Genomic DNA, 14,015 nt, shown 5'->3' on the forward strand with positions numbered 1-14,015 from the left:
CGCCCGGCTCCTGGACGCCACACTGCCGGACATGGCTCCGCCCCGGCGGGCGGGATGCCTGCCGGGGCGGAGACTTCAACCAGCAACCCTCAGCGGGTGCTCAGGGCCGGAGCTTCGGCTCAGAGGGACGCGAGCGCCGCGTTCCAGGTGGCCGACGGGCGCATGACCGCGTCCGCCTTGGCCTTCTCGGGCTGGTAGTAGCCGCCGATGTCGGCCGGGGAGCCCTGGACGGCGAGCAGCTCGTCGACGATCTTCTGCTCGTTGGCGGTCAGCGTCTCGGCGAGCGGCGCGAACGCCTTGGCCAGCTCCGCGTCGTCGGTCTGCCGGGCCAGCTCCTGCGCCCAGTACAGGGACAGGTAGAAGTGGCTGCCGCGGTTGTCGATGCCGCCGACGCGACGGGTCGGGGACTTGTCCTCGTTGAGGAAGGTCGCCGTGGCCCGGTCCAGGGTGTCGGCCAGCACCTTGGCGCGGGCGTTGCCGGTGAAGTCGGCGTACTGCTCGAAGGACGGCACCAGGGCGAAGAACTCGCCGAGCGAGTCCCAGCGCAGGTAGTTCTCCTTGACCAGCTGCTGGACGTGCTTCGGCGCGGAACCGCCGGCGCCCGTCTCGAACAGGCCGCCGCCCGCCATCAGCGGGACGACCGACAGCATCTTGGCGCTGGTGCCCAGCTCCAGGATGGGGAAGAGGTCGGTCAGGTAGTCACGGAGCACGTTGCCGGTGACCGAGATGGTGTCCTCGCCGCGGCGGATGCGCTCGACGGACAGCTTCGTGGCGTCGACCGGCGCCAGGATCCTGATGTCCAGGCCCTCGGTGTCGTGCTCCGGCAGGTACTGCCTGACCTTGGCGATCAGCTGCGCGTCGTGGGCGCGGCCCTCGTCCAGCCAGAAGACGGCCGGGTCGCCGGTCGCGCGGGCGCGGGTGACGGCCAGCTTCACCCAGTCCCTGATCGGCGCGTCCTTGGTCTGGCAGGCGCGGAAGATGTCACCGGCGGCGACCGGCTGCTCGATCACGACGTTGCCGACCGCGTCGACCAGGCGGACCGTGCCGGCGGTGGCGATCTCGAACGTCTTGTCGTGGGAGCCGTACTCCTCGGCCTTCTGCGCCATCAGGCCCACGTTCGGGACCGAGCCCATGGTGGACGGGTCGTAGGCGCCGTTGGCCCGGCAGTCCTCGATCACGGCCTGGTAGACACCGGCGTAGGAGGAGTCCGGGATGACCGCGAGGGTGTCGGCCTCCTGGCCGTCCGGGCCCCACATGTGTCCCGAGGTGCGGATCATGGCCGGCATCGAGGCGTCGATGATGACGTCCGACGGCACGTGCAGGTTGGTGATGCCCTTGTCGGAGTCGACCATCGCCAGGGCCGGGCCATCGGCGATCTCGGCGTCGAAGGAGGCCTTGATCTCGGCGCCCTCGGGCAGGTTCTCCAGGCCCTTGAGGATGCCGCCCAGACCGTCGTTCGGGCTGAGACCGGCCGCCTTGAGGGTCTGGCCGTACTTCGCGAACGTCTTCGGGAAGAAGACACGCACCACGTGACCGAAGATGATCGGGTCGGAGACCTTCATCATCGTGGCCTTCAGGTGCACGGAGAAGAGCACGCCCTCCTCCTTGGCACGGGCGATCTGCGCGGCCAGGAAGTCGTTGAGCTGCGCGACGTGCAGCACGGAGGCGTCGACGACCTCGTCCGCCAGGACCGGCACGGAGTCCTTGAGGACGGTGGTGGTGCCGTCCTCGGCGACATGCTCGATCTTCAGGGAGCCGGCCTCGGAGATCACCACGGACTTCTCGGTGGAGCGGAAGTCGTTCTCGCCCATGGTGGTCACATTGGTCTTGGAGTCGGAGCTCCAGGCGCCCATGCGGTGCGGGTGGGTCTTGGCGTAGTTCTTCACCGAGGCGGGGGCGCGGCGGTCCGAGTTGCCCTCACGCAGGACCGGGTTCACGGCGGAACCCTTGACCTTGTCGTAGCGGGCGCGGATCTCGCGCTCCTCGTCGGTCTTCGGGTCGTCCGGGTAGGCCGGCAGCGCGTAGCCCTTGCCCTGGAGCTCGGCGACGGCGGCCTTCAGCTGCGGGATCGACGCCGAGATGTTCGGCAGCTTGACGATGTTGGCCTCGGGCGTCTTGGCAAGGTCGCCCAGCTCGGCCAGCGCGTCCGGGATGCGCTGGTCCTCGTTCAGGTACTCCGGGAAATGGGCGATGATACGCCCGGCCAGCGAGATGTCGCGGATGTCCACGGCGACACCGGCCTGCGAGGCATACGCCTGGATCACCGGCAGGAACGAGTGCGTCGCCAGGGCCGGGGCCTCGTCTGTGTAGGTGTAGATGATGGTCGAGTCAGTCACCGGGTGCTCCGCTCCACGTCTGCAACATTGCTCGACATCAAGATATCTCGTGAACGACCCGGGCTCGACAGGGGTCCGCGACTCGAGAGATCCGATTGTCATACGACAGGCAACCGGATCGGTCAAAAGGGTGGCCATGACAAGCGAGCTAACCTCGCTCGGGCGGCCGGACAGACCCCTGGCCGCCCGAGCGAAAGCGGACCATGAGGTATCGCACCGGAGTGTCGGCCCCGGCGGCCGCCCTGCTCGGTCCGGCGACCGCACCGGCCGCGGGCCCCCGGCCCTCGCGCGCCCCTTCTCCGCCGGCCGCCTGCACAGCCCGCGCGGCGGCCACCACCACGACCACTCGGCCACCCTGTGACCAGCGGCGCCCAACCGGGGTCCCTGAGGCCCGGGGGGAACTCGTTTCCGTCGGTGTCCGAGACGGTCGCGAACCAGGACGTCGCCCACACGGTGAGACGGTCCTTCTCGTGGCTCGTCTCGAACGGATGATCGTTCCAGGTCCCGTACGAGGTGACGTACACGGCCTCCCCGGGGCGCAGCCAGTAGTCCTGCCCGAAGGGCTCCAGCCGGCAGCTGGAGTTCGGTGTCGCCGTCGTGTGCACCGGCATCGGGACCGCGTTGCCCATCCGTCGGATCGCCTCGAAGCCGAAGTCGCCGGCCTCGGGCACATTGGTCTTCAGCGGGCCGACGAGCCGATCGATCGCCGCCCGCCGCGCTCTGCCTTGCTCGCCCACGGGCTCGTCCACGGGTTCGTCCACGGGTCCATGGCGGGCCTTGGAAGGACCGGACTACTCGGTCAGTGCCTCCTCCCCGGTGCGCTGCTGCGGAATCACCACGGCCCCCTGCTGGAGCGCCACCGTGCGGGTCGGGGCCGGGATGCGGATGCCCTCCTCGCGGTAGCGGCGGTGCAGGCGCTTGATGAACTCGTGCTTGATCCGGAACTGGTCGCTGAACTCGCCGACGCCCAGGATCACCGTGAAGCCGATCCGCGAGTCGCCGAAGGTGTGGAAGCGGATGGCGGGCTCGTGCTCCGGAACCGCGCCGGTGATCTCGGTCATGATCTCGGCGATGACCTCGTGCGTGACCCGCTCGACGTGGTCCAGGTCGCTGTCGTAGCTCACGCCCACCTGCACCAGGATCGTCAACTGCTGCTCGGGGCGGGTGTAGTTGGTCATGTTCGACTTCGCCAGCTGGCCGTTGGGGATGACCACCAGGTTGTTGGAGAGCTGACGGACGGTCGTCTGCCGCCAGTTGATGTCCACGACATAGCCCTCCTCCCCGCTGCTCAGCTGGATGTAGTCACCCGGCTGGACGGTCTTGGAGGCGAGGATGTGGATGCCCGCGAAGAGGTTGGCCAGGGTGTCCTGGAGTGCGAGCGCGACCGCGAGACCGCCGACTCCCAGGGCGGTGAGCAGGGGCGCTATGGAGATGCCCAGCGTCTGGAGCACCACCAGGAAGCCGATCGCCAGGACCAGCACCCGGGTGATGTTCACGAAGATCGTGGCCGAACCGGCGACCCCGGAGCGGGACTGGGTGACCGACTGCACCAGGCCGGCGATCACCCGCGCCGCCGAGACCGTCACCGCGAAGATGAGCAGCACCTGGAGACACTGGTTGGTGTGGTGCTGGACCGTCCTGGTCAGCGGCAGCACCGCCGCGGCGGCCGCCGCGCCGCCCGAGAGCGCCGCCCACGGGACCACCGTGCGCAGCGCGTCCACGATGACGTCGTCACCGCTCCAACGGGTCCGCTTCGCATGCTTGGCCAGCCAGCGCAGCATGCCGCGTGACAGAAAGGCCAGCAACAGCCCCGCCGCCAGGGCGATGCCGGCCAGGACCAGGTCATCGACGGTGAGCGCTCGGTTCACCGGTTACCTCCCATTCGGTTGTGCAACCGCTCATCCTGCCGTATTCGCAGGGCCGTATCCGCACAGAGGTTCGCACCGCCGAGCCCGTCCGCCGAGACCGGGCTGGATCCGTCGGCTTGGAGTTCCGCCACACCGCGCTCGGTTGACGCGGCCCGCCGCACGGCGGCAGGCTGTCGCGCAGTGATCGCCAGGGAGGCTCGATGACAGGTCCGGTGCTCGCCGTCGACCAGGGCACGTCCGGCACCAAGGCCCTGGTGATCTGCCCCGAACGGGGCGTCATCGGCACCGGCTTCGTCGCCATACGGCCCCGGCACCTGCCCGGCGGCCTGGTGGAGGCGGACCCCGAGGAGCTCTACGACTCGGTGCTCGTCGCCGGCCGCCGAGCGCTCGCCGAAGCCGGCGAACCGGTCACCGCGCTGGGCCTGGCCAACCAGGGCGGGACCGTCCTGGCCTGGGACCCCGTCACCGGGCGCCCGCTCACCACCGCGATCGTCTGGCAGGACCGCCGGGCCGAGACCGTCTGCGCCGAACTCACCGAACACGCCGACGAGTTGAGAGTACTCACCGGACTGCCCCTCGACCCCTACTTCGCCGCGCCCAAGATGGCCTGGATCCGCCGCCACCTCACCACCGAGGGAGTCGTCACCACCACCGACGCCTGGCTGGTCCACCGGCTCACCGGCGCCTATGTCACCGACGCCGCCACCGCCGGCCGCACCCAACTCCTCGATCTGGACCGGGTGCGGTGGTCGCCCCGCGCCCTCGGCCTCTACGGGCTGTCCGCCGAACGCCTCCCCGAGATCGTCGACAACTGCCAACTCATCGGTACCACAAAGGAGTTCGGGCGTGAGATCCCGCTCGCCGGACTCGCCGTGGACCAGCAGGCCGCCCTCCTCGCCCAGCGGATCACCGGTCCCGGTGGGGCCAAGTGCACCTACGGCACCGGGGCGTTCCTGCTCGCGCACACCGGCGACACCCCTCGGCACAGCACCTCCGGCCTGGTCAGCTGTGTCGCCTGGCGCCTCGCCGGAGAGACCGGTTACTGCCTGGAGGGCCAGGTGTACACGGCCGCCTCCGCAGTACGGTGGCTCACCGACCTCGGTGTGATCTCCGGTGCCGCCGACCTCGACCGGGTCGGCGGCACCGTCCCCGACGCCGGCGGGGTCACCTTCGTCCCCGCGCTGGCCGGGCTCGCCGCTCCCTGGTGGCGCGGTGACCTGCGCGGCTCGCTCACCGGGCTCGGCCTCGATACCGGCCCCGGGCATCTGGTGCGCGCCCTGTGCGAGGGCCTCGCCGCTCAGGTGGTGGAGCTCGCCGAAGCCACCGAGACCGACCTGGGCGCACCGCTGACCGCGCTGCGCGTCGACGGCGGACTCACCCGCTCGGCCCTGCTCATGCAGACCCAGGCCGACCTGCTGCAACGCCCGGTCGAGGTGTCCACGCTGCCCGACGCCACCGCCCTCGGAGTGGGCGCCCTGGCCTACCTCGGCACCGACCCCACCGACTTCCTGCCGGACGGCAGACCGTCCGCCGTCTACGAGCCGCGCATCTCGCCGGGCGAAGCCGCCGACCGCCTGGGCGCCTTCCGGGCGGCCGTCGCCGCGTTGCTCGGATGCGCCGGAGCCGGAGCCGGAGCGTCCGGGTGACGGTCACCGCCGAAGGCCCGCTGCCCTCCGTCCCGTACGACGTGACGGTCCTCGGCGCCGGAGTCGTCGGCAGCGCGATCGCCCGCGAACCGGCCCGTCACCCGCACCTCAAGGTCGCCCTGGTGGAGGCCCAGGACGACGCCGGTCAGGGCACCTCGAAGGCCGACACCGCCATCCTGCACACCGGTTTCGACTCACCCCGGCACCCTGGAGGGCCGCCTGGTCCGTGCGGGCTCCCGACTTCTCGCCGCGTACGCCGCCGAGTCCGGCATTCCGGTCGAACCGGTCGGCGCCGTGCTGGTGGGGTCCTGCGACACGGTCGTCGTCACCGGGGACTTCGTCGCCGAGAACGAACTCGCCCGCCGGGGCCCGGATCACCCTCGCCGACGGGCCGTACACCGACCGCCCGGGTGTCTTCGCCGTCGGCGGTCTGCTGCATCCGGGCCAGGACGCCCGGTCTGCGGTCCGGGAGGGGGCCCGGCCTGCAGCGCGGTGCTGGAGTGGCGGGTCAGTCGCCCGTGAAGGACCCGTGCCGGCCCGCTCCCGCCGCGAAGCGCGCCGCCCCTTGCAGACCTTCCGCCAACACGGCCATGCCATGGCGGACCTCACCGAGCATCGCCGCCGGTTCGTCCAGCCCCTCCTGGTCCAGCACCGACGCCCGGTCGCTGCGGAGACACGCCTGCGGGAACGCGGCGATGGACGCGGCCAGTTCCTCCGCCGCCTCGCGGGAGCGGCCCGGCGGGACCAGGCGGTTGGCCAGGCCCATCCCGTAGGCCTCCGGGGCCGGGACCGGGCGGCCGGTCAGGATCAGGTCCATGGCCCGGGCGGTGCCGATCAGCCGGGGAAGCCGTACCGTGCCACCGTCGATCAGCGGTACGCCCCAGCGGCGGCAGAAGACGCCGAACACCGCGTCCTCCTCGGCGACCCGCAGATCGCACCACAGGGCCAGTTCCAGGCCCCCCGCCACGGCGTGCCCGGCGACCGCCGCGATCACCGGCTTGGACAGCCGCAGCCGGGTCGGGCCCATCGGGCCGTCGCCGTCCTCCGCCACCCGGTTGCCGCGCTCGCCGCCCATCGCCTTCAGGTCCGCACCCGCGCAGAACGTGCCGCCCTCACCCCACAGCACTGCCACCCGGGCCGCGTCGTCCGCCTCGAACTCCAGGAAGGCGGCGACCAGTTCCGCCGCCGTCGGCCCGTCCACCGCGTTGCGCACCTCGGGCCGGGAGAGGACGACCGTCGTGACAGGACCCTTGCGTTCCAGGCGGACCGGCATGCGTTTCCTTCCGTCGGAAGGTCATCCGGGGTCAGATGACCTTCAGTCGCACCAGCGCTCCCAGTGTCAGCGCTCCCGGCAGCAACGGCACCCACACGGTGATGATCCGGTACGCGAGGACGACGGCCGTGGCGACCGCCACCGGGCCGCCCGCGGCCACCAGCGCCACGATCAGCGCCGCCTCCACGGAACCCAGACCGCCCGGAGTGGGGATCAGGGCTACCGCGACCGTGGCCGCCAGGTATGCCAGCGCCATGTGCGCGGGCGGCACCGGAAGGCCAAGTGCCTGCCCCACCGCCACCAGACCGGCCGCCTGGAGTGCGGGGAAGGCGAGCGAGCCGCCCCACAGCGCCAGCGCCCGGGACGGACGCGTGTGCACCGAGCGGGCCTCGCTCAGGGCCGAGCGCACGAAGCGGAACAGGGGCTCGCGCACCCGTCGTACGAGGAACAGCGCGGCCAGCGCCACGGCCACCAGCGCGCCGGCGATGGCCAGGACCGGTCCGACCGTCCCGTCGGGGAGCAGGCTGCCGAGATGCAGGGCGTCCGGGAAGGCCACGAAGAGCACGGCCATCAGGCCCACCCGGGCCACCGACTCGGCGAGCAGGTACAGGGCGAGCGCGGCCGAGGAGGTGGCGAGCGGCACCCCGCACACGGTCATGAACCGCAGGTTGACCGCGCCCGAGCCCAGACCCGTGGGCAGCAGGTGGTTGGCGGATCCGGCCGCGAGCTGGGTCGCCAGCAGCCGCCAGCGGGGCAGCTGCTGGACCACGGCGCCCTGCCGGGTGAAGGCCGCGGCCACCCAGGTCAGACAGGTGGCGGCGCCCGCCGCCAGCAGCCAGGGCCAGGAGGCGTCACGGAGGTGGCCGAAACCCTCGACGAGGACCGACCAGTGCTGCACCGCGATGACCGCGACCAGCAGGAGCGGAATCAGAGTGAGGACGGGCCGCCAGGGGACACGGCGGGCCAGTCGGGGGAGACGGCCCTCACGGAAGCCGGGGAATCTTTCCGCTGTCACACCGGGAGAGGTTTTCCGCGCCGCGCCAACTGCGGGTGGCGGAGGAGGAGACACCGGATGACGGACGGAAAGCGGGTGAGGGGGGAGGCTCATCTGGGCTTTCGCGGAGCCGGGCGGGGCCTTCGGGAGGCTCATCGGATCCTTCGTACGGGGGGTCGGCGGGCGGACATTGACCTCAACGAAGCTTGAGGTCCTACGTTCTCTCCCATGAGTATGGAGACCACCGCCTGGACGCAGCTGCACAGCGTGATGACCGCCCAGCAGGAGCGGCGCCCGTTCGACCGGGCCACGCTGCGCCGTATCGCCGTTTTCGCCCGCCCGCACCGGGGCGGCATAGTCCGTTTCGTCCTGCTCGGGGTGGTGACGGCCCTGCTCGCCGTCGCGACCCCCGTGCTGGCCGGCCATGTCGTCGACGCGATCGTGTCGGGGCACGACACCGGCACGATCGTAAGGCTGTCGCTGCTGATCGCGAGTGTCGCGGTCGCGGAGGCGGCGCTCGGGGTGTTCGGGCGGCGGCTCTCGGCGACGCTCGGGGAGGGACTCATCCTCGATCTGCGAACGGCTGTGTTCGATCATGTGCAGCGCATGCCCGTCGCGTTCTTCACACGTACTCGTACGGGAGCGCTGGTCAGTCGTCTCAACAACGACGTGATCGGCGCCCAGCGTGCCTTCGCCAACACCCTCTCCGGCGTGGTCAGCAACCTGGTCACGCTGCTGCTCACGCTCGCGGTCATGCTCACCCTGTCCTGGCAGATCACCCTGCTCGCGCTGGTGCTGCTGCCGGTGTTCGTGGTGCCCGCCCGCCGGATGGGCGGCCGGATGGCCCGGATGCAGCGCGAGGCCGCCGCGCTCAACGCGGCCATGGGCACCCGCATGACCGAGCGCTTCTCGGCACCCGGTGCCACCCTGATCAAGCTTTTCGGCCGCCCCGAGGAGGAGTCCGCGGAGTTCACGGCACGTGCCGCCCGGGTCCGGGACATCGGGGTGCGCACCGCCACCGCACAGTCGGTGTTCATGACCGCCCTCACCCTGGTCTCCTCGCTGGCCCTCGCCCTGGTCTACGGCCTCGGCGGCTGGTTCGCGCTGCGCGGCACCCTGGAGCCCGGCGCCGTCGTCTCCCTCGCCCTGCTGCTGACCCGGCTGTACGCCCCGCTCACCTCCCTCGCCGGGGCCCGTGTCGAGGTGATGAGCGCGCTGGTCAGCTTCGAGCGGGTCTTCGAGGTCCTCGACCTGAAACCCCTGATCGAGGAGAAACCGGACGCCCGCGAGCTGCCCGAGGGCCCGGTGGCCGTCGAGTTCGAGGACGTCCGCTTCGCCTACCCGGCCGCCGACCAGGTCTCCCTCGCGTCACTCGAAGAGGTCGCGACCCTGGACAGCCGCGGCGGCGCCGAGGTCCTGCACGGCATCTCCTTCCGCGCCGAACCCGGCCAGACCGTCGCCCTGGTCGGCTCCTCCGGCGCCGGCAAGTCCACCATCGCCCAGCTGCTGCCGCGCCTGTACGACGTCGACGGCGGCGCCGTGCGCATCGGCGGCGTCGACGTCCGCGACCTGACCGCCCGCTCCCTGCGCGCCACCCTCGGCATGGTCACCCAGGACGGCCACCTCTTCCACGACACCGTCCGCGCCAACCTGCTGCTCGCCCGGCCGGCCGCCACCGACGAGGAGTTGTGGGACGCCCTCGGCCGCGCCCGCCTCGACGAGGTCGTACGGTCCCTGCCCGACGCCCTGGACACGGTGGTCGGCGAGCGCGGCTACCGGCTCTCCGGTGGTGAGCGCCAGCGCATGACCATCGCCCGGCTACTGCTGGCCCGTCAGCGCGTGGTCATCCTCGACGAGGCCACCGCCCATCTGGACAACACCTCGGAGGCGGCCGTCCAGGAGGCCCTCACCGAGGCGCTGGAGGGGCGGACGGCCGTGGTCATCGCCCACCGGCTGTCCACCATCCGGGCCGCCGACCAGATCCTGGTGGTCGAGGCCGGGCAGATCGTGGAGCGCGGCACCCACGAGGAACTCCTGGTGGCCGACGGGCGGTACGCCGAACTGCACCGCACCCAGTTCGCGGCGGCGCCGACGCCGTGACGGCGCCGTTCACATCATCGTCAGGTTTTCCTGTGATTCCGCAAAGGGAGCGCTCCCGCACTTGACGGCACTGGTCCGGACCTTTAGCTTCACGCCTTAAACAAAGCCTCACGGATGGGCTCAACACCCGGTGAACAACACGGGTGTTGGGCACAAACCGTGCTGCACCCCCCGCGTGAAAGGCCAATCCCCCGCAATGGCCAGACCTCTCCCCACGGCTGCCGCCCTAGCCGCCCTGACCCTCTCCGCAGGCCTGTTCGCCGCGTCCCCCGCGCAGGCCGCCACCGGCACCATCACCGGCCTCGCCGGCAAGTGCCTCGATGTCGCCGGCGCGAGCTCCGCCGACGGTACGGCCGTCCAGCTCTACGACTGCAACGGCACCGCCGCCCAGCAGTGGACCGTCGGCAGCGACGGCACCATACGCGCCCTCGGCAAGTGTCTCGACGTGACCGGCAACTCGACCGCCGACGGCGCCAAGGCCCAGCTGTGGACCTGTACCGGCGGCGCCAACCAGAAGTGGACGGTCACCTCCGCCCACGACATCGTCAACCCGCAGGCCAACAAGTGCCTGGACGCCACCGGCAACTCCTCGGCCAACGGCACCCGCGCCCAGATCTGGACCTGCTCGGGCGGCGCCAACCAGAAGTGGACCGCCCCGGCGGCCGACGGCGGTACCACCCCGTCCTCGCCGATGGCCGTGGCGCCCTACCTGTACAACGGCTGGGGCGACCCGCCGAGCCCCACCACGATCACCAACGCGACCGGGGTGAAGTACTACACGCTGGCCTTCGTCCTCAGCAACGGCTACTGCAACCCCCAGTGGGACGGCAGCCGGGCGCTGACCGGCGGTGTCGACCAGCAGACGGTCAACACCGTGCGTGCCAACGGCGGTGACGTCATCCCGTCCTTCGGCGGCTACAGCGGCAACAAGCTGGAGAGCTCCTGCTCCAGCGCGGGTGAGCTGGCGGCGGCGTACCAGAAGGTCATCAACGCCTACGGCGGTCTCAAGGCCATCGACATCGACCTGGAGGCCGACGCCTACAGCAACGGCACCGTGCAGCAGCGGACCGTGGACGCGCTGAAGACCGTGAAGGCCAACAACCCCGGCCTGAAGGTGTACATCACCATCGGCACCGGCCAGAGCGGCCCCGACACCAGCCTGATCAACCGGGCCGCGTCCTCCGGGCTGACCGTCGACGCCTGGGCCATCATGCCGTTCGACTTCGGTGGCGCAGGGCAGAACATGGGCACCCTCACCACCCAGGCGGCCGAGGGGCTCAAGAACGCGCTGAAGAACGCGTACGGCTACAGCGACGACACGGCCTACCGGGACATGGGCATCTCGTCCATGAACGGCATCACCGACAACAACGAGACCGTGACGGTGGCCGACTTCCGGACCATCCTCGCCTACGCCCAGCAGCACCACCTGGCCCGGCTCACCTTCTGGTCCGCCAACCGCGACCGGCCCTGCACCGGCGGCTCCGCCGACAGCTGCTCGGGCGTGAGCCAGTCCAACTGGGACTACACGCGTGTCTTCGCCGGCTACACCGGCTGAACCCCCGAACAGGAGAACCCGTGCCCAGTCTTCCCCGGCGGCGCAGAGCAACGGCCGCCGCAGCGGTGGCCGTTGTCGCCGCCTCCCTGCTGACCGCGGCCGGCGCCGCCGCCCCCGCGTCCGCGGCCACGCTGCCCACCGGCAACGTCACCCTGCTCAACGCGGCGAGCGGCAAGTGCGTGGACGCCAAGGCGGCCGCCACCGCCGACGGCACCGTCGTCCAGCAGTACACCTGCAACAACACCACCGCCCAGCAGTGGAGTTTCACCACCACCAGCGGCGGCTACGTCCGCATCAACAACGCCAACAAGACCAACGAGGTCCTGGACGTCACCGGCGTCTCCACGGCCGACAGCGCGGCCGTGCAGCTGTGGACCTACGGCGGCGGCAACAACCAGCAGTGGCTGCCGGTGGACGACGGCGGCGGCGCCTATCACTTCGTCAACCGCAACAGCGGCAAGTGCCTGGACGACCCCGGTGCCTCGACCGCCGACAGCGTGCAGTTCGCGCAGTACACCTGCAACGGCACCGCCGCCCAGCGTTTCCAGGTCGTGCCCGTGGCTCAGACGAGCAACCCTGACCTGGGCTCCAACGTGGTGATCTTCGACCCGTCGATGTCGGCCTCGGCCATCCAGAGCAGGCTGGACTCGATCTTCCAGCAGCAGCAGACCAACCAGTTCGGCTCCCAGCGCTACGCCGTGATGTTCAAGCCCGGTGCCTACAGCGCGGACGTGAACGTGGGGTTCTACACCCAGGTCCTTGGCCTCGGTCTGTCCCCGGACGCGGTGTCCATAAACGGCGCGGTGCACGCCGAGGCCGACTGGTTCCAGGGCAACGCCACCCAGAACTTCTGGCGCGGCGCGGAGAACCTCTCCGTCAACCCGACGAGCGGCAGCGACCGTTGGGCCGTCTCGCAGGCGTCCGCCTACCGCCGGGTGCATCTGCGCGGCAACCTCGCCCTGGACGACGGCGGCTGGTCCAGCGGCGGCCTGATCGCCGACAGCCAGATCAACGGGCAGGTCAACTCCGGCAGCCAGCAGCAGTGGCTGACCCGCAACTCGCAGCTCGGCAGCTGGACCGGCTCCAACTGGAACATGGTCTTCGTCGGCAGTACGGGCGTGCCGTCCACCACCTTCCCCAGCCCGCCGGACACCACGGTCGCGCAGAGCCCGGTGACCCGTGAGAAGCCGTTCCTGTACGTCGACGGCGCCGGCAACTACCAGGTGTTCGTGCCGTCCACGCGGTCCAACTCGTCGGGCACCAGCTGGAGTTCCGGTTCCGCCGCCGGCAGCTCGCTCTCACTGGACAGCTTCTACATCGTGAAGCCGGGCGCCACCGCCTCCCAGATCAACGCGGCCCTGACGGCGGGCAAGAACCTCCTGGTCACACCGGGTGTCTACCACCTCGACCAGACTCTGCAGATCAACCGTGCCGACACCGTCGTCCTCGGCCTCGGCCTCGCCACCTTCGTCCCGGACAACGGCGTCACCGCCATGAAGGTCGCTGACGTCGACGGCGTCCAGATCGCGGGCCTGCTCTTCGACGCCGGCACCACCAACTCCAGCACCCTGGTGGAGGTCGGTCCCAGCGGCTCCTCGGCCTCGCACGCGGCCGACCCGACCTCACTGCACGACGTGTACTTCCGCGTCGGCGGCGCGGGCGTCGGCAAGGCCACCACCAGCCTGGTCGTCAACAGCGACAACGTCATCGGCGACCACATGTGGATCTGGCGCGCCGACCACGGCAGCGGAGTCGGCTGGACCAGCAACACCGCCGACACCGGCCTGGTCGTCAACGGCGACAACGTGACGATGTACGGCCTGTTCGTCGAGCACTTCCAGAAGTACCAGACCGTCTGGAACGGCAACGGCGGGCGCACGTACTTCTACCAGAACGAGATGCCGTACGACCCGCCCAACCAGGCGGCCTGGATGAACGGCTCGACCCAGGGCTACGCGGCCTACAAGGTCGCCGACTCGGTCACCAGCCACCAGGTGTACGGACTCGGCAGCTACTGCTACTTCAACGTCAACCCGAGCGTGGTCGCGGCGCACGCCGTCGAGGCACCGAACAACTCGGGCGTCCGCTTCACCAGCATGGTGACGGTCTCCCTCGGCGGTACCGGCACCATCAGCCACGTCATCAACAACACCGGAGGCCCCTCGAACTCCTCGACCAACGTGGCGAACCTCGCCTCGTACCCGTGACCGTCGGTCCCTGAGCGGATCGCGGGTGGCCCG

General features: G+C 70.6%; 8 protein-coding genes and 1 pseudogene. 5 read left to right on the forward strand and 4 right to left on the reverse strand.

All coding sequences use genetic code 11. The annotated features are described in order from the left end of the window. Positions 1–119 precede the first annotated feature (119 nt). Positions 120–2,336: an NADP-dependent isocitrate dehydrogenase gene (locus tag ABTY98_RS14495; protein ID WP_352221216.1), complete on the reverse strand. Its 2,217-nt coding sequence runs from the start codon at positions 2,334–2,336 to the stop codon at positions 120–122. Between the two features lie 791 nt (positions 2,337–3,127). After that, a complete protein-coding gene (locus tag ABTY98_RS14500; protein WP_352221217.1) occupies positions 3,128–4,204 on the reverse strand; it encodes a mechanosensitive ion channel family protein in 1,077 nt (358 codons plus the stop codon). Positions 4,205–4,404: 200 nt separating this feature from the next. On the opposite strand from ABTY98_RS14500, the gene ABTY98_RS14505 reads away from it, so the two are divergent. Both ABTY98_RS14505 and ABTY98_RS14510 read left to right on the forward strand, forming a co-directional pair. After that, positions 4,405–5,850: an FGGY family carbohydrate kinase gene (locus ABTY98_RS14505; RefSeq protein ID WP_352221218.1), complete on the forward strand. Its 1,446-nt coding sequence runs from the start codon at positions 4,405–4,407 to the stop codon at positions 5,848–5,850. After that, positions 5,817–6,113 (forward strand): annotated as a pseudogene (locus ABTY98_RS14510) (FAD-dependent oxidoreductase); the annotation flags it as partial. The gene ABTY98_RS14505 and the pseudogene ABTY98_RS14510, both read left to right, overlap by 34 nt. Before the next feature lie 245 nt (positions 6,114–6,358). Here ABTY98_RS14510 and ABTY98_RS14515 read toward each other — a convergent pair. Both ABTY98_RS14515 and ABTY98_RS14520 read right to left on the reverse strand, forming a co-directional pair. Beyond that, a complete protein-coding gene (locus ABTY98_RS14515; RefSeq protein WP_352221219.1) occupies positions 6,359–7,123 on the reverse strand; it encodes a crotonase/enoyl-CoA hydratase family protein in 765 nt (254 codons plus the stop codon). Between the two features lie 31 nt (positions 7,124–7,154). After that, positions 7,155–8,138 carry a lysylphosphatidylglycerol synthase transmembrane domain-containing protein gene (locus ABTY98_RS14520; RefSeq protein ID WP_502994223.1) on the reverse strand — a complete coding sequence of 328 codons (984 nt, stop codon included), beginning with the start codon at positions 8,136–8,138 and terminating at the stop codon, positions 7,155–7,157. Between the two features lie 213 nt (positions 8,139–8,351). On the opposite strand from ABTY98_RS14520, the gene ABTY98_RS14525 reads away from it, so the two are divergent. The 3 genes from ABTY98_RS14525 (at position 8,352) to ABTY98_RS14535 (ending at position 13,982) form a co-directional block, all read left to right on the forward strand. Continuing rightward, positions 8,352–10,217, forward strand: coding sequence for an ABC transporter ATP-binding protein (locus tag ABTY98_RS14525; RefSeq protein ID WP_352221331.1), 1,866 nt, complete (start codon positions 8,352–8,354; stop codon positions 10,215–10,217). Positions 10,218–10,413: 196 nt separating this feature from the next. Continuing rightward, entirely contained in the window at positions 10,414–11,775 is a 1,362-nt protein-coding gene (locus ABTY98_RS14530; RefSeq protein ID WP_352221220.1) for a ricin-type beta-trefoil lectin domain protein, read from the forward strand. Between the two features lie 20 nt (positions 11,776–11,795). Next, on the forward strand, positions 11,796–13,982 hold the full coding sequence (locus ABTY98_RS14535) for a pectate lyase-like domain-containing protein (protein ID WP_352221221.1): 2,187 nt from the start codon (positions 11,796–11,798) through the stop codon (positions 13,980–13,982). Positions 13,983–14,015: the final 33 nt, after the last annotated feature.

The sequence above is a fragment of the Streptomyces sp. NPDC096040 genome (assembly GCF_040303265.1).
GTDB lineage: Bacteria > Actinomycetota > Actinomycetes > Streptomycetales > Streptomycetaceae > Streptomyces.

What these genes read in the sequence shown, in the direction of transcription:
- ABTY98_RS14505 (WP_352221218.1), top strand. Translation starts at nt 4,405, where the DNA reads ATGACAGGTCCGGTGCTCGCCGTCGACCAGGGCACGTCCGGCACCAAG.
- ABTY98_RS14515 (WP_352221219.1), bottom strand. Translation starts at nt 7,123, where the DNA reads ATGCCGGTCCGCCTGGAACGCAAGGGTCCTGTCACGACGGTCGTCCTC.
- ABTY98_RS14525 (WP_352221331.1), top strand. Translation starts at nt 8,352, where the DNA reads ATGGAGACCACCGCCTGGACGCAGCTGCACAGCGTGATGACCGCCCAG.
- ABTY98_RS14530 (WP_352221220.1), top strand. Translation starts at nt 10,414, where the DNA reads ATGGCCAGACCTCTCCCCACGGCTGCCGCCCTAGCCGCCCTGACCCTC.